Here is a 14,634-nt window from a genome sequence, read left to right on the forward strand (position 1 = left end):
CCCCCCCCCCCCCGCCCCCCCGGAACGGTAGTCTATCGGTTGTCGAGTTCGGAGCGGACGAGTTCGAGGCCGCGCCTGGTGATGCGGTAGGGACCGCCGCCCGACGACGAAACCGCCTTTTTGCGTTTCAGCTTTCGAAACAGGTCGAGATCGACGCCCGGATAGTGCCAGCCATCGCGGGTCAGGCATTTGACGGAGGCGATCCGTTTCTTCTGGTTCTTTTCGATTTCAATGCGTCCGCCCTGCGCAAGCAGATGCAGGATGCGCTGTTCAGTGCGCGAAATATCCATGTGGAGCATTCCGGGAAAACAAAAAATGCCGCCGCCGCGAAGCTTCGCGACACGGGGTTTCAGGTTTTCTGCCCTGCCTCGCTATGAGGTCAGGGCCTTACCGGGACTGAGCGTAAGTGGACATCCACTCTCCATTGGAATGGGAGTCCTATAGGCGAAAGCGGCTGAAAAGGCCAGCCGGCGGCTTTGCGCTTGTCTCTTCTGGCGGTTTGCACTAGCGAATGACTTTCACTTCAGACGTGAAAGTCACGTTCAAACGTGAGTTCACTCATCGTAATTTGCAGGCCGCCATGACCCTCATCGATACCCGCACGCCCGATGCAAAACGCTTGATCCCCGGCGCCACCGGTGACTGGGAAATCATCATCGGTCTCGAGGTGCACGCGCAGGTCATCTCGGAAGCAAAATTGTTTTCCGGCGCTTCGACCGCTTTCGGTGCGGCCCCCAACGCCAATGTCAGCCTGGTCGATGCGGCAATGCCGGGCATGCTGCCTGTCATCAACGAGGAGTGCGTCAAACAGGCGATCCGCACCGGTCTCGGGCTGAAGGCGCAGATCAACCACAAGTCGGTTTTCGACCGGAAGAATTACTTTTATCCCGACCTGCCGCAGGGCTACCAGATTTCGCAGTTCAAGCAGCCGATCGTCGGCGAGGGCACGGTAATCGTTTCGGTCGGACCGGACCGGCAGGGCGAGTTCGAGGACATCGAGGTCGGCATCGAGCGGCTGCATCTGGAACAGGACGCCGGCAAGTCGATGCACGACCAGCATCCGACCATGTCCTATGTCGACCTCAACCGTTCCGGCGTGGCGCTGATGGAAATCGTCTCCAAGCCTGACCTGCGTTCCGGCGATGAGGCCAAGGCCTATGTCACCAAGCTGCGCACCATCATGCGCTATCTCGGCACCTGCGACGGCAACATGGATGAAGGCTCGCTGCGCGCCGACGTCAACGTCTCGGTACGCCGGCCTGGTGGTGAGTTCGGCACCCGCTGCGAGATCAAGAACATGAACTCGATCCGCTTTATCGGCCAGGCCATCGACTTCGAGGCACGCCGCCAGATCGCCATTATCGAGGACGGCGGCAAGATCGATCAGGAAACGCGGCTGTATGATGCGGTCAAGGGCGAGACGCGCTCGATGCGCTCGAAGGAAGAAGCGCACGATTACCGCTATTTCCCCGATCCCGACCTGCTGCCGCTGGAATTCGATCAGGCCTATGTCGATGCTTTGGCCAAAGAGCTGCCGGAATTGCCCGACGACAAGAAGGCGCGGCTCATCTCCTCGCTGGGTCTCTCGACTTACGACGCTTCGATCCTGGTGTCGGAAAAGTCGGTCGCCGATTATTTCGAGAAGGTGGCCGCCGGCCGCGACGGCAAGCTCGCCGCCAACTGGGTCATCAACGATCTGCTCGGCCAGTTGAACAAGGTGGGCAAGGACATTGAAAATGCGCCGGTTTCGCCCGACCAGCTCGGCGCGGTCATCGACCTGATCAAGGACGGCACCATCTCCGGCAAGATCGCCAAGGACCTGTTCGAGATCGTCTGGAACGAAGGCGGCGATCCGCGTGCGCTGGTCGAAAGCCGTGGCATGAAACAGGTCACGGATACCGGCGCCATCGAGAAGGCGGTCGACGAGGTGATCGCAGCCAATCCCGACAAGGTCGAACAGGCGCGCGCCAAGCCGACCATGGCTGGCTGGTTCGTCGGCCAGGTGATGAAAGCGACCGGCGGCAAGGCCAATCCGCAGGCGGTCAACGACCTCGTCAAGGCCAAGCTCGGCATCGAGTAAGGCCATGTTCGTCCGCACCGCCGGCGAACGCGATCTCGCTGCCATCCGCGCGCTGCTGGTTGAAACCTGGCACGCCACCTACGACGCGATCTATGGCGCCAGGCGGGTTACCGAAATCACCGACGAGTGGCACTCGATTGCGTCTCTGAAAACGAGACTGACCAAGCCGAACAGCGAGTTCCTCGTCGCCGATGACGGCAAGCGCATTGGCGGCGTGGCTTTTGCCGAGGGCATTGGTGGCGGAGAAGAGGTTGTCCTGAAACAGCTCTACGTGCTTCCGGGCCTGCAGGGCAGGGGCATTGGCGGGATGTTGCTCGACGAGATCATCGAGAGTTTTCCGGAAGCCCGCGCCATCCGCCTGGAAGTGGAGGCGCGGAACACCCGCGCCATCGCCTTCTATGAAGCGAACGGCTTCGTGCGATCCGGCGATGCCGGCGGGCACGCGGGTGCCCCGGGCGAGCCGACACTGGTCTACCGCCGGTCTCTTGCCGGCTGATTCCTTCGAAGTGAACCTCGCTTGATCACCTTCGCGCGAGCGGCGCTGGATGCGCCCGTTTTCGTTTGACGGCCTGAGGGCTCCGCACCAAAGCTGCCGGTGCTGACCGCGCGGAAGCCGGAATGGACTGGCACGCTGGGTAGCGCTGGGGGGGAACCATGCCAAGCCTGCCGGAACTGATGCCGACACAGGTGTCGGACGAGACCTTTGGTGGCGTCACCTATCACATAGCCGGCGAACTGGTTCCCGTGCTTTCGGTCGATGTGACGCGGATGCCTGTCTATTTCGAGCACCACATCCTGTTGTGGAAGAACTCGACCATCACAATCGGTCTGAAATCGCTGAAGGGCGCGCTGAAGCGCATGATGGCCGGGATGCAGATCTTCGTCACCGAGGCGTCGGGAGCGGGCATCATCGCCTTCAGCCGCGATGGACCAGGCCACATCGTGCCGATCCATCTCAGGCGTGGCGAGGAGATCCAGGTGCGCGAACACCAGTTTCTCGCCGCAACCGGCAATGTCGAATACACATTCGAGCGTGTGCGCGGCCTGGCGACGATGCTGTTCGGCCAGAGCGGCTTCTTCATCGACCGTTTTCGCGGCGATAGCGGCGACGGCATAGTCTGGCTGCACGGCTACGGCAACGTCTTTGAAAAGACGCTTGCCGCCGGCGAGACCATCGACATCGAGCCGGGCGGCTGGCTGTTCAAGGACTCCTCCGTCAGGATGGAAACCAAGATCGATCGCCTGTCGAGCGGCTTCTTCGGCGCCAATATGAATTTCATCGTCAACCGCTTCACCGGTCCGGGCCGTGTCGGCATCCAGTCGATGTATCTGCATATGCCGACGGAAGAGTGAGCGCGTGCCGGAAATTTCGGACGGGTGACATGCCAGGGCACAGGGCGTGGCGTAGCCCGATCCGATCAGGCAACGGGAACTTCCACATTGTCGATCAGCCGCGTCTTGCCCAGCCAGGCCGCGGCAAGCAGGCGCCCAGCTCGGTCGCGGCGCCAGGGCGCAAGCGTCAGGCTTTCGCGGGCCTCGACGTAGTCGACCTTCTGGAAGCCGGCGGCAATGAGCGCGCAGCTGGCTTCCCCGGTTGCGTCATCTTGATGTGTGCCTGCCGCCAATGCCGCTGCCGTCTTGTGCAGGATGACGTTGAGCTGGCGGGCGACAGCCAGTTCAGCCTCGCCGAGATAGGCATTGCGTGACGACATGGCCAGGCCATGCGCGTCGCGTATGGTCGGGGCGCCGATGATCTCGACAGGCAGGTCGAGGTCGCGGCAGAGCTGCCTGACGACGCAAAGCTGCTGGTAGTCCTTCTCGCCAAAGACCGCACAGTCAGGCGTCGCCTGAAGAAAAAGCTTGGCGACAATGGTGGCGACGCCCTCGAAAAAAGTGGGGCGAAAGTCCGATTCGAGCCCGGCGGACGGGCCGCCGACCGAGATCCTGGTGGCAAAGCCGGCGGGATACATCGCGCCGACCATCGGCGTGAAGGCAAGATCGGCGTTGACCGTCGCCAACAGGTCAAGGTCACAGGCCAACTGGCGCGGGTACTTGTCGAGATCCTCGCTCGGCGCGAACTGCGTCGGATTGACGAAGATCGACACCATGCAGCGCTCGGCTTTTTCCCTGGCGATCCTGATCAGGGAGAGGTGCCCCTCATGCAACGCGCCCATGGTTGGCACCATGGCGACGCGCAGGCCATCGCGCCGCCAGTCACTGACCTGCGCGCGAAGTGCGGCGACGCTGTCGACGACCTCGGGACGACTCATGACCCATCCCCGCCGCCTTTGCCCGAAAAGGCTCTTGAACTTGAAAAGACATGGGCAGCACCAGGGAAAGTCCGGTCTCGCACCTCCGCTGCGTAGCGCTCGGCGGCATTCGCGATCACGCGGCGCAGATCGGCATATTCCTTGACGAATTTCGGCACGCGGTCGACGGTCAGCCCGACCATGTCGTCGATGACCAGGATCTGGCCATCGCAGTCGCCGCTGGCGCCGATACCGATGGTTGGAATCGCAATGCGGCGTGTGATGTCGGCGGCGACCGCCTCGATGGTGCCTTCGATGACCACGGAGAACGCGCCGGCCTTTTCGACGGCGCGCGCGTCGGCTATCAGCGCCGCGACAGTCTCGTCCGTGCGGCCCTTGATCTTATAGCCGCCGTCCTTCTCTACCGATTGCGGCAGCAGGCCGATATGACCCATGACCGGAATGCCGGAGGCGACGATTGCCGCGATCTGCCCGGCCATGTCGACGCCGCCTTCAAGCTTCACCGCCTGGCAGCCGATCTCGTCAACGATGCGCCGCGCCGAGGCCACGGCCTGCTCCGTCGAATCCTCGTAGCTGCGGGCCGGCATGTCGACGACCACGCAGGCCCTGGCCGAGCCGCGCATCACGGCTTGCCCATGCGCGATCATCATCTCCAGGGAGGCGCCGAGCGTTGTCTCGTGGCCATGCAGGACCATGGCGACGCTGTCGCCGACCAGAAGCAGGTCGACATGCGGGTCGAGCAGGCGGGCGACAGGATAGGTGTAGGCGGTCAGGCAGACCAACGGGATGCCGCCCTTGCGGCGGCGAATCAGCTCTGCGCCGATGCGAATGTCGGTGGTCGGCAGTTTCGTGGCCAATCGTCACCTCCTTCGGCCCATGGCCGGATTGGATATCCGCATGGGCGCGCTGAGCTTTAGAAAGAGCGGAAAGGCTTGGCAAGCGTGCATCCTGCCGCCTCTTGGGGGCACAGGCATGTGTCGGCACCCCGGCGCGCCATTTGCGCGCTCTCCATGGCAAAACCCTTGCCTTCCCGAAGGCCTGACGCCATAAGCAGGAAACAGGCGCCGCCAGCGCAAAGGGCTCTGAGATGAAGACTTTCCTGACGCAGTTTTTCACTTGGTGGAACAGCCAGACGCTGGGAACACGCTTGCACACCTGGCGGTACGGCAAGAGGGTCGGCCAGGACGAGGTCGGCAATGTCTACTACGAAGGCGGCATCGATTCGGAAGGCCGCACCCGCCGTTGGGTCATCTACCGCAACTATTCGGAAGCTTCGGCCATTCCGCCCGGCTGGCATGGCTGGATCCACCACCGCGTCGATCTCGCTCCGGCCAGCGAGGACTACAAGCCGCGCGATTGGCAGAAGCCGCACAAGCCCAATCTGACCGGCACGCCAGCGGCCTACCGCCCGAAGGGCTCGGTGCTGACCAATCAGCATCGCCCGCAGGTTACGGGTGACTATGACGCCTGGACGCCAGGGTCGTAACGGCCCCGGCTTGTACGGCACAAAGTGCGGGCCGGTCCTTTATCGCCACAATTGGTGTTTAGCTGCTTGCTGATCAGAAAACGGCGACTAGCCTTGGCGATCGACGGAATCACCCGGGCGCGAACCACCGGTACCCCTATATGAGCTTTTTCAATCGGATATCGACGGGCGGTTTGACGCTAGCCGCCGGCCTCGCCGTCAGCGCCACGGCCTTTGCAGCGTCGCCCGCACCGGCACCGGCGGCCCCCGCGCCGGCACCGCCAGCGGGATCGGATCGCATCGCCAACCCGGTTGCCGAGTTCGCCGGCATCGACAAGATCACTGGCCGCATCATCACCTTCGATGTCTATATCGACGAGACGGTGCAGTTCGGCGCTTTGCAGGTGACGCCCCGCGTCTGTTATTCCCGGCCGCAGAACGAGGAGCCGAAGACCGATTCCTTCGTCGAGGTCGACGAGATCACGCTCGACCGCAAGATCCGCCGCATCTTCACCGGCTGGATGTTCGCCGAAAGCCCTGGTCTCAACGCCGTCGAGCATGCCGTCTATGATGTCTGGCTGAAGGAATGCAAACAGAAGTCCGATGTGCCGGCGCCAGATGCCACCAAGGCCGACGCCACCAAGGCTGACGCTTCGAAGCCGCCCGCGACCAAACCAGCCGCCGCCAAGCCTGCGGCCAGCCCGGACGCCGAACAGTCCGATCCCACGCAACCGGACACATCAGACGCCAACTGATCCCTGGGAACCGTCGTGGCCACCATGCGTTGGATCACGGACGACCGCGCATCGACGCGCCCGGAGGATATTTCGATGTCGGACACCAAGCGAATCACGGCCAGCAAGAAAGAACTGCTGGAACTCGAAAAAGGCTTCTGGACCGGCGATGCGGCCTACTACGCGGCCAATGCCGACACGGAATGCCTGGTGGCCTTTCCGCGAATGGCAAAGGCGATGGACAATGCCGATCTTGCCAAGACCGCGACCAAGCCTAATCGCTGGCGCGATCTCGATATCGAGCTCAAGGGAATAATCGAGCCGGGCAGCGACATCGTCATGCTGACCTACGAGGCGCATGCGACGCGCGAGAACGGCGAACCTTACGCCGCGCTGGTCAGCACCGGCTATGTCCATCGCGTCAACGGCTGGAAGATGATGTTCCACTCGCAGACGCCGATCGAGGCAGCGGCCGCGAAGTAGCCCAATCGCTACGGAAAAAAGATCGCCTCGCCCTTCAGCGCGTCAGCCAGCATCTTCTCATACTTGCCGCGCGGGACGTCGACCGCGCCGAAGCGCTTGAGATGCTCGGTGGTGAATTGCGTATCGAGCAGCGCGAAGCCGCGTGCCTTCAAGCGCTCGACGAGATGCACGAGGCAGATTTTCGACGCATCCGTTTCCTTGGAAAACATGCTTTCGCCGAAGAACACTCGTCCGAGCGACACGCCATAGAGGCCGCCGACCAACTTGTCCTCATGCCACGCCTCGACCGAATGGCAGTGGCCCATGCGATGCAACTGCACATAGGCCTCGCGGATCGGCGCGTTGATCCAGGTCGAGCGCCTTTCCGCGCAGCCGTCGATCGTCGCCTCGAAATCGAAATCGAAACGGATGTCGAACGGGTTTTTGCGGATCGTCTTCCTCAGGCTTTTGGGCGTGTGGAACCCTTCGAGCGGGATGATGCCGCGTGTCTCCGGCCGCACCCAGAACACCTCTGGGTCGCTGGCGCTTTCGGCCATCGGGAAGACGCCCGAAGCGTAGGCCTTGAGAAGAAGGTCGGTGGGGATGCGATAGCCGGGCGCGTAAGGACGGGTCATCGCGTCCCCGAACTACTCTTCCTTGGCCAGGTATTTTTCCAGCCAGTGGATGTCATAATCGCCATTGGCGATGTCGGCATTGCCGACCAGATCGCGAAACAGCGGCAACGTCGTCTTGATACCGTCGACGACGAATTCATCCAGCGCCCGCCGCAGCCGCATCATGCATTCGACGCGGTTGCGCCCATGCACGATCAGCTTGCCGATCAGGCTATCGTAGTAGGGCGGGATCTTGTAGCCGGAATAGACGCCGGAATCGACGCGGATGCCGAGACCGCCTGGCGTGTGGAAATGCGTGATGGTACCAGGCGAGGGGGTGAAGGTGCGCGGATCCTCGGCATTGATGCGGCATTCGATGGCGTGGCCATTGAACTTGATGTCTTCCTGCCTGACGGAAAGCCCGCCGCCGGAAGCGACACGGATCTGCTCATGCACGAGATCGATGCCGGTGATTGCTTCCGTCACCGGGTGCTCGACCTGCAGGCGTGTGTTCATCTCGATGAAATAGAACTCGCCATTCTCGTAGAGGAACTCGATCGTGCCGGCACCGGAATAGCCGAGGTCGGCAATGGCCTTGGCGCAGATGCCGCCGATGCGGGCCCGTTCCTCGGCGTTGAGTGCCGGCGAATTGGCCTCTTCCCAGACTTTCTGGTGGCGCCGTTGCAGCGAACAGTCGCGCTCGCCGAAATGCACGCCGCGGCCAAAGCCGTCGCCGAACACCTGCACTTCGATATGGCGCGGCTTCTGCAGATACTTCTCGATGTAGACAGCATCGTCGCCGAAAGCGGCGCCTGCTTCCGAGCGCGCCGTCTGCAGAGCGACCTCGAGGTCGGCCTCGGTGTGCGCGACCTTCATGCCGCGTCCGCCGCCGCCGGCGGAGGCCTTGATGATCACGGGATAGCCGATTTCGGCGGCAATGCGCTTGGCTTCCTTCTCCTCGGTCACCGCGCCGTCGGAACCTGGCACCACCGGGATGCCGAGGCGCTTGGCGGTGCGCTTGGCCTCGATCTTGTCGCCCATGACGCGGATATGGTCGCCGGTCGGGCCGATAAAGGTGATGTTGTGCGCGGCCAGTATGTCGGCGAACTTGGCGTTCTCGGACAGGAAGCCATAACCCGGATGCACCGCATCGGCGCCGGTGATCTCGCAGGCCGCGACGATCTGATGGATGTTGAGATAGCTGTCGCGCGATGGCGGCGGGCCAATGCAGACGCTCTCGTCGGCAAGCCGCACATGCATGGCGTCGGCGTCGGCGGTCGAATGCACCACCACCGTCTGGATGCCGAGTTCCTTGCAGGCGCGAAGCACCCGAAGCGCGATTTCGCCGCGATTGGCGATGAGGATCTTCTGGAACATCCGGCCCGCTCTACTCGATCACGACGAGCGGCATGCCGTATTCGACCGGCGTCGCATCCTCGAACAGGATCGCCGTTACGGTGCCGGCGCGCGGCGAAGGGATCTGGTTCATCGTCTTCATCGCCTCGATGATCAGCAGCGTCTGGCCTTCCTTGACCGTCTGGCCGACCTCGATGAACGGCTTGGCATCGGGCGACGGCGCCAGATAGGCGGTGCCGACCATTGGCGAGGCCACCGCGTTCTTCGCCACGTCGACCGTGGCCGGGGCGGCAGCGACCGCGGGCTGGGCTGCTGCCGGCGCATAGTTGGGCTGGGGTGCCGCGATCGCATGGACGGCAGGGGCCTGCCGCGACACGCGCACCTTCAGGTCGCCCAGTTCGACCTCGATCTCGGTGAGATTGGTGTCGTTCAGTATGCCCGCCAGATCGCGGATCAGTTGCTGGTCAACACCGGTCTTCTTTATCGACATTTTCGAGCCTTCTGTTTGTTGGCCGGTCATAGGCGTGCGGCCAGCGCCTGTAGCGCCAGCGTATAGCCGAGCGGCCCAAAGCCACAGATCATGCCGACGGCGACCGGCGCGACCATGGAGACGTGGCGGAATGATTCCCGCGCATGGATGTTGGAAAGGTGAACTTCGGCGACCGGCAGCGGTGCGACTGAACGGATGGCGTCATGGATGGCGATCGAGGTGTGGCTGTAGGCGCCTGGATTGATGACGATGCCGGCAGCCTTGTCGCCGGCTTCCTGGATCCAGTCGACAAGGTCACCCTCGTGGTTCGACTGGCGGAAATCGATCTCGAGCCCGAGCGCCGTGCCCAACTGCTTGCAGTCGTCGGCGATCGCGGCAAGCGTCTTGCCGCCATAGATGCCCGGCTCGCGCTTGCCGAGTGCGTTGAGATTGGGACCGTTCAGGACGAAAACCGTTTTCAAAAAAACCGACCTTTTCCGGCGCCGGTATCAAACCGGCGCGCTGGGCCTCTATACCGGGCATAGTCGTCCGCGAAAAGAGCGCAAGTGCGTTCTTTCACTGTCCACAACAGGCCGAAATGCGCCCGTGAAGAAAACTCCGGGCTGATCAAAGCGCGGCTTTCACCGCCTTGATCTTTTCCGCCAACACCTCCTGGCCGAGAGCCCCGAACACGACCTCGTTGCCGACGACGTAGGACGGCGTTCCGGTGATCGCCAGCTTGTTGGCAAGATCGTAGGTCTTGGAGAATGCCTCGGGGATCGAAGCATCCTTCATCTTCTCGCGCAGCGTCGCCTCGTCGGCGCCGAGCGAAAGCGCGATCTTGATCGCGGCCGCCTCGGTGGCGCGCCCCTGGCCGCCGAGCAGCGCATTGTGGAACTCGCCGTACTTTTCCGGCATCATCAAGTGGAACGCCATCGAAACCACGCTGGCTTTCTGCGAATCCGGGCCGAGGATCGGGAACTCCTTGAGCACGAAGCGCAGATCCGGATCTGATTTGGTCAGCGCCCGCATGTCCTCGATGGCGCGTTTGCAGAAGCCGCAATTGTAGTCGTAGAACTCGACGATCGTCACCTTGCCGTTCGGGTTGCCGACGACGCCATCGAAGGCGGAGTTGAAGATCTGGTCCTTGGCGTCCTTGATGACGCCGAGCGCGGCGATGCGCTGCTCTTCCTTCTGCTTGGCTTCGAGCGCGTCCTGCACTTCGAGCAGCACTTCCGGGTTCTTCAGGAAATAGTCGCGGATGATCCCTTCGACCTCGGCGCGGTCGATCTTGGTATCGGCCGCCGTCTGGACGGGCTGTGCCGTACCGGCCTTGGCAATCTGTGGGCTGCCGGCCACGAAACCGAAAGCCAGCATGGCAAGGACAACAGCGACCCCCGTGGTGCCCAGCAGCAGTGCCTTTTTCATCGTTCTCGTTCCTTTTGCCTGTTTCCTGGTCCGGCTGTGTCGCAGTGCGTGACCGGAAGGTTCACTAGATCTTGTTTGACGATTTGTAGTTTATGATGTCCTGGGCGCGTATCCAGCGCGGCTCGCCGCGCTTCATCTGCTGCTGTGCCCGCATGGCGAATATCTTCGCATCCTTGTAGTTACCGGAATAGAAATGACCTTCTGCCGTGGCAAGCTCGGCGCCCGGTATGTCACCCAACTCGCCATAGGCCTGCGCCAGGTAGCGATAGCCTTCGGAATTTTCCTTGTCGCGTCCCAGGCCATTGTTGATCTGCACGACGGCCTTCTTCAGCGAGTCAGGCGTGCCGACCGCCATCAGCGCCTGGCCGAGCGAGACAGGCAGCAAGCCCGACCGCGCCGGATCGAGGCTGACCGCCTTGGCGTAGGCTTCCGCCGCGTCCTTGGGCTTGTTGGCTTTCATCAGGATGTCGCCGCGCAACTCCTGGAAATAGGCATTCTTCGGCTGCGCCTTGATCAGGGCATTGGTCTTGGCGAGCGCGCCGGCGATGTCGCCGTAAAGGTAGGTCGATTGGGCGTCGCCATACTGCCCGGCGAGGCTGCCTCTCATTTTTTGCATCAGCCGCGCGGCGGTGGCCTTGCCTTCCATGTAGACGGCGATCTTAACCCGCATCATGTCATGGCGCTGCTGCAGCGCCGGCGGGTCGAGCTTGTCGACATTGGGGCTCTGCTTCACCAGCACTTCGAGATTGGCGATGCGCTCCTGCGGCATCGGGTGGCTGATCCGATAGGGGTCGACTTGCGCACCCGAAAGCGACAGCGCGGTCTGGAAGCGGCGGAACGTCTTCAGCATGCCCATGCCGGACTGGCCGGTGGCGTTGAGATAGGTGATGGCGGAGCGGTCGGCCGTTATCTCCTCGGTGCGCTGGTAGGCGAGGATGCTGCGCTGTGCCATCTCGCCGCCGCCGGCGGCCACGCCCATGCCGGCGCCGGCAAGGCCCCGGCTGTTGGTGGTCGCGCCAGCGACCATCGCACCCGCGCCAAGCAAGGTCGCAATGATGGCCATCGTCTTGGCGCGCTCGAGCTGGTCACGCAGTTTCTGCTGGTGGCCGCCGGCGATATGGCCGGCCTCGTGCGCGATGACGCCGATGATCTCGTTGGGCGTTTCAGCCGTCATCAGCGCGCCGGTGTTGATGAACAGCCGTCGCCCGGTGACGAAAGCGTTGAAGCTGGAATCATTGACCAGGACGATGTCGATGCCGTCATTCGCCAGCCCTGCCGCCTTGAAGATCGGCCGCGCATAGTCGCGCACCAAAGCCTCGATCTCGGCATCGCGGACCACCGGAACGCTCTGGGCGAAGGCGGTGACCGAACTTGCCACGCCAACGGCAAGGCCAAGCGAAAGCGTCGTGAAAACACGCGCAATCCTGGCAATCGTCGATCTGGGTCGGCTCAACATGACGTGTCCACTGGTAGACGAGCGGGCGAAAGATGAAAAGTCGGCACCGGAAACTTCCTCAACTTGTGATCCTCACATCAATCGGGCATTTGTGCGGCGCATGTATTCGGGGGCGCGGCGCGCCAAACCGTCGGGATAGGGATAAAATGGTCGTTTCGCTCTCACGTCGCGGCAATGTCGAGCCATTCCACGCCATGGATGTGCTGGCCGAAGCGAACCGGCTGAAGGCGCAAGGAGTGCCGGTGATCTCCATGGCGGTCGGCCAGCCGTCCGACCCGGCGCCCGCGCGGGTTCGCGCCGCCGCGGCCAAGGCCTTGCAGGTCGGCCGCATCGGCTACACCGACACACTGGGGCTGGCTGGCCTGCGCGAGGCGATCGCCGCGCATTACGCGGATCACTATAGGCTCGAAGTCGAGCCCGCGCGGATCGCGGTGACCACGGGTTCGTCGGCGGCCTTCAATCTCGCCTTCCTGGCGATGTTCGATCCGGGCGATCGCGTTGCCATCGCGGCACCCGGCTATCCCGCCTATCGCAACATCATGGCGGCACTCGGCATCGATGTGGTCGAGATTGAGCTTGGCGACGCAGCCTATCTGCATGCCGGTCACCTGGAGGCCGCGCATCGCGAGAAGCCGTTGAAGGGTGTGCTTTTCGCGAGTCCCGCCAACCCGACCGGAGCCGTCATACCGGCCGACGAACTGTCGGCGCTGGTCGAGACGGCGGAGGCACTGGGCATCGCCGTCATTTCCGACGAGATCTACCACCGGTTGGCCTATGGTGCGCCCGACACCACCGCACTTGCCTTCGGCAATAGCGTCACGGTGATCAATTCCTTCTCGAAATACTATTGCATGACCGGCTGGCGCATCGGCTGGATGGTGTTGCCGGAAGCGCTGGTGCGGCCGGTCGAACGCATCGCCCAGAGCCTCTACATTTCGCCACCGGAACTGTCGCAGATCGCCGCGATCGAAGCCTTTGCCGCGACCGAAGAGCTGGAAGCGGTCAAGGGCCGCTATGCCTGGAACCGTGAACTGCTGATGAAACGCCTGCCGGAACTCGGCTTCCCGCTGGCCGCGCCCATGGACGGCGCCTTCTATGCGTTCTGCGATGTCACCCGCCACACCAATGACAGCATGGCCTTCGCGCGCAAGATGCTGGCCGAGGCGCATGTGGCGGCGACGCCCGGCCGCGACTTCGACATCCAGGCCGGACATCGCACGATGCGGTTTTCCTATGCCGGCAGCCACGATGACATGGTCGAGGCGATGGCGCGCATCGAACGCTGGTTGAGGTAGCGCCATGCCGGAACTCGAACAGGCCACCAAACTCGAACGGGCCCCCAAACTTGATCAGGCATTGGCTGAGGTCGCCGCCGAAATGGCTGAACGCACCGATCGTGGCGATGTCGCCACCTACATTCCGCAATTGGGCAAGGTCGATCCAAGGAAATTCGGCATTGCCGCCGTCACCAATGACGGCCGCGTGCTGATGGCGGGCGATGCCGACCAGGCATTTTCGATCCAGAGCATCTCCAAGGTGTTCACCTTGACGCTGGCGCTCGGCAATGTCGGCGACGCGCTGTGGAAGCGGGTAGGGCGCGAGCCTTCGGGCAACCCATTCAACTCGATCGTCCAGCTCGAGCACGAGAACGGCATTCCGCGCAATCCGTTCATCAATGCCGGCGCCATCGTCATTTCCGACATACTGCTTGCCGGTCACCAGCCGCGCGAGGCGATCGGGGAGATCCTGCGCTTCATCCAGTTTCTTGCCGACGACGAGAGCATCATCATCGACCACGAGGTCGCGGCGTCCGAACGTGCCACCGGCTATCGCAACTTCGCGCTCGCCAACTACATGAAATCCTTCGGCAATCTTCATCATGCGCCGGAACTGGCGTTGGGCGTCTATTTCCACCATTGCGCCATAGCCATGAGTTGCCGGCAGCTGGCGATGGCCGGCCGCTTCCTCGCCAATGGCGGCAGGAACCCGGCGACCGGCCATTCCGTGGTGTCGGCCGAACGGGCGCGCCGGATCGGCGCCATGATGCTGACCTGCGGCCACTATGACGGCTCCGGCGATTTCGCCTTCCGTGTCGGCATTCCGGGAAAAAGCGGCGTCGGCGGCGGCATATTGGGCATTGTGCCGGGTGTGGCATCGCTTGCGGTGTGGTCGCCCGGTCTCAACGCCAACGGCAATTCCAAGCTGGGTTCGATCGCGCTGGAAAAGCTGGCCAGGATGATGAACTGGTCGATCTTCGCGCCTTAGCCAGCGTTTCGCCAACGGTTGGAACGCCCGATGTG

At 62.8% G+C, this 14,634-nt stretch carries 17 protein-coding genes; 8 read left to right on the forward strand and 9 right to left on the reverse strand.

Annotated elements, in window-relative coordinates; genetic code table 11:
* Positions 1–32: 32 nt before the first annotated feature.
* Positions 33–290, reverse strand: coding sequence for a YjhX family toxin (locus FJV83_RS32550; RefSeq protein ID WP_013895772.1), 258 nt, complete (start codon positions 288–290; stop codon positions 33–35).
* A 290-nt stretch (positions 291–580) separates the two neighbouring features.
* On the opposite strand from FJV83_RS32550, the gene gatB reads away from it, so the two are divergent.
* The 3 genes from gatB to FJV83_RS32570 all read left to right on the forward strand — a co-directional run bounded on the left by gatB (position 581) and on the right by FJV83_RS32570 (position 3,433).
* Positions 581–2,080, forward strand: a complete 1,500-nt coding sequence (gene gatB / locus FJV83_RS32560; RefSeq protein WP_095770287.1) for an Asp-tRNA(Asn)/Glu-tRNA(Gln) amidotransferase subunit GatB — start codon at positions 581–583, stop codon at positions 2,078–2,080.
* Positions 2,081–2,084: 4 nt separating this feature from the next.
* On the forward strand, positions 2,085–2,576 hold the full coding sequence (locus FJV83_RS32565; protein ID WP_142884671.1) for a GNAT family N-acetyltransferase: 492 nt from the start codon (positions 2,085–2,087) through the stop codon (positions 2,574–2,576).
* A 158-nt stretch (positions 2,577–2,734) separates the two neighbouring features.
* Entirely contained in the window at positions 2,735–3,433 is a 699-nt protein-coding gene (locus FJV83_RS32570) for an AIM24 family protein (RefSeq protein WP_142884670.1), read from the forward strand.
* Between the two features lie 65 nt (positions 3,434–3,498).
* Here FJV83_RS32570 and panC read toward each other — a convergent pair whose 3' ends face one another.
* Both panC and panB read right to left on the reverse strand, forming a co-directional pair.
* The gene (gene panC / locus FJV83_RS32575; RefSeq protein ID WP_142884669.1) at positions 3,499–4,350 is read right to left on the reverse strand and encodes a pantoate--beta-alanine ligase; all 852 of its coding nucleotides are present in this window, start codon (positions 4,348–4,350) and stop codon (positions 3,499–3,501) included.
* A complete protein-coding gene (gene panB, locus FJV83_RS32580; protein ID WP_142884668.1) occupies positions 4,347–5,207 on the reverse strand; it encodes a 3-methyl-2-oxobutanoate hydroxymethyltransferase in 861 nt (286 codons plus the stop codon). Before panB ends, panC begins: the two co-directional genes overlap by 4 nt.
* Positions 5,208–5,437: 230 nt before the next feature.
* Between panB and FJV83_RS32585 the strand changes: the two genes are divergently transcribed.
* The 3 genes from FJV83_RS32585 to FJV83_RS32595 all read left to right on the forward strand — a co-directional run bounded on the left by FJV83_RS32585 (position 5,438) and on the right by FJV83_RS32595 (position 7,032).
* Complete coding sequence (locus FJV83_RS32585) at positions 5,438–5,836, forward strand: NADH:ubiquinone oxidoreductase subunit NDUFA12 (protein ID WP_095770282.1); 399 nt, start codon at positions 5,438–5,440, stop codon at positions 5,834–5,836.
* A 140-nt stretch (positions 5,837–5,976) separates the two neighbouring features.
* Complete coding sequence (locus FJV83_RS32590; RefSeq protein ID WP_142884667.1) at positions 5,977–6,570, forward strand: DUF2155 domain-containing protein; 594 nt, start codon at positions 5,977–5,979, stop codon at positions 6,568–6,570.
* Positions 6,571–6,645: 75 nt separating this feature from the next.
* Positions 6,646–7,032: a hypothetical protein gene (locus tag FJV83_RS32595; RefSeq protein WP_142884666.1), complete on the forward strand. Its 387-nt coding sequence runs from the start codon at positions 6,646–6,648 to the stop codon at positions 7,030–7,032.
* 8 nt (positions 7,033–7,040) lie between these two features.
* Here FJV83_RS32595 and aat read toward each other — a convergent pair whose 3' ends face one another.
* From aat to FJV83_RS32625, 6 genes are all read right to left on the reverse strand, one after another.
* Positions 7,041–7,646, reverse strand: coding sequence for a leucyl/phenylalanyl-tRNA--protein transferase (gene aat, locus FJV83_RS32600; protein WP_142884665.1), 606 nt, complete (start codon positions 7,644–7,646; stop codon positions 7,041–7,043).
* A 12-nt stretch (positions 7,647–7,658) separates the two neighbouring features.
* Positions 7,659–9,002, reverse strand: a complete 1,344-nt coding sequence (gene accC / locus FJV83_RS32605) for an acetyl-CoA carboxylase biotin carboxylase subunit (RefSeq protein WP_095791501.1) — start codon at positions 9,000–9,002, stop codon at positions 7,659–7,661.
* A 10-nt stretch (positions 9,003–9,012) separates the two neighbouring features.
* Positions 9,013–9,471: an acetyl-CoA carboxylase biotin carboxyl carrier protein gene (gene accB / locus FJV83_RS32610; RefSeq protein WP_142884664.1), complete on the reverse strand. Its 459-nt coding sequence runs from the start codon at positions 9,469–9,471 to the stop codon at positions 9,013–9,015.
* 26 nt (positions 9,472–9,497) lie between these two features.
* A complete protein-coding gene (aroQ, locus tag FJV83_RS32615) occupies positions 9,498–9,932 on the reverse strand; it encodes a type II 3-dehydroquinate dehydratase (protein WP_095770278.1) in 435 nt (144 codons plus the stop codon).
* 145 nt (positions 9,933–10,077) lie between these two features.
* Entirely contained in the window at positions 10,078–10,878 is an 801-nt protein-coding gene (locus FJV83_RS32620; RefSeq protein ID WP_142884663.1) for a DsbA family protein, read from the reverse strand.
* A 64-nt stretch (positions 10,879–10,942) separates the two neighbouring features.
* On the reverse strand, positions 10,943–12,334 hold the full coding sequence (locus FJV83_RS32625; protein WP_095788220.1) for a M48 family metallopeptidase: 1,392 nt from the start codon (positions 12,332–12,334) through the stop codon (positions 10,943–10,945).
* Positions 12,335–12,480: 146 nt separating this feature from the next.
* Between FJV83_RS32625 and FJV83_RS32630 the strand changes: the two genes are divergently transcribed.
* Together FJV83_RS32630 and FJV83_RS32635 are read left to right on the forward strand one after the other, a co-directional pair.
* Positions 12,481–13,629 (forward strand): aminotransferase class I/II-fold pyridoxal phosphate-dependent enzyme, encoded by a 1,149-nt coding sequence (locus FJV83_RS32630; RefSeq protein ID WP_142884662.1) that lies wholly within the window; start codon positions 12,481–12,483, stop codon positions 13,627–13,629.
* A 4-nt stretch (positions 13,630–13,633) separates the two neighbouring features.
* Entirely contained in the window at positions 13,634–14,599 is a 966-nt protein-coding gene (locus FJV83_RS32635) for a glutaminase (RefSeq protein WP_142884661.1), read from the forward strand.
* The last annotated feature ends 35 nt before the right edge of the window (positions 14,600–14,634 follow it).

Origin of the sequence: Mesorhizobium sp. WSM4307, assembly GCF_007003945.1 — a bacterium.
GTDB lineage: Bacteria > Pseudomonadota > Alphaproteobacteria > Rhizobiales > Rhizobiaceae > Mesorhizobium.

Excerpts from the sequence above, each read along its gene's own strand:
- FJV83_RS32550 (WP_013895772.1), bottom strand. The coding sequence starts at position 290 with ATGGATATTTCGCGCACTGAACAGCGCATCCTGCATCTGCTTGCGCAG.
- gatB (WP_095770287.1), top strand. The coding sequence starts at position 581 with ATGACCCTCATCGATACCCGCACGCCCGATGCAAAACGCTTGATCCCC.
- FJV83_RS32565 (WP_142884671.1), top strand. The coding sequence starts at position 2,085 with ATGTTCGTCCGCACCGCCGGCGAACGCGATCTCGCTGCCATCCGCGCG.
- FJV83_RS32570 (WP_142884670.1), top strand. The coding sequence starts at position 2,735 with ATGCCAAGCCTGCCGGAACTGATGCCGACACAGGTGTCGGACGAGACC.
- panC (WP_142884669.1), bottom strand. The coding sequence starts at position 4,350 with ATGAGTCGTCCCGAGGTCGTCGACAGCGTCGCCGCACTTCGCGCGCAG.
- FJV83_RS32585 (WP_095770282.1), top strand. The coding sequence starts at position 5,438 with ATGAAGACTTTCCTGACGCAGTTTTTCACTTGGTGGAACAGCCAGACG.
- FJV83_RS32590 (WP_142884667.1), top strand. The coding sequence starts at position 5,977 with ATGAGCTTTTTCAATCGGATATCGACGGGCGGTTTGACGCTAGCCGCC.
- FJV83_RS32595 (WP_142884666.1), top strand. The coding sequence starts at position 6,646 with ATGTCGGACACCAAGCGAATCACGGCCAGCAAGAAAGAACTGCTGGAA.
- aat (WP_142884665.1), bottom strand. The coding sequence starts at position 7,646 with ATGACCCGTCCTTACGCGCCCGGCTATCGCATCCCCACCGACCTTCTT.
- accC (WP_095791501.1), bottom strand. The coding sequence starts at position 9,002 with ATGTTCCAGAAGATCCTCATCGCCAATCGCGGCGAAATCGCGCTTCGG.
- accB (WP_142884664.1), bottom strand. The coding sequence starts at position 9,471 with ATGTCGATAAAGAAGACCGGTGTTGACCAGCAACTGATCCGCGATCTG.
- FJV83_RS32620 (WP_142884663.1), bottom strand. The coding sequence starts at position 10,878 with ATGAAAAAGGCACTGCTGCTGGGCACCACGGGGGTCGCTGTTGTCCTT.
- FJV83_RS32625 (WP_095788220.1), bottom strand. The coding sequence starts at position 12,334 with ATGTTGAGCCGACCCAGATCGACGATTGCCAGGATTGCGCGTGTTTTC.
- FJV83_RS32630 (WP_142884662.1), top strand. The coding sequence starts at position 12,481 with ATGGTCGTTTCGCTCTCACGTCGCGGCAATGTCGAGCCATTCCACGCC.
- FJV83_RS32635 (WP_142884661.1), top strand. The coding sequence starts at position 13,634 with ATGCCGGAACTCGAACAGGCCACCAAACTCGAACGGGCCCCCAAACTT.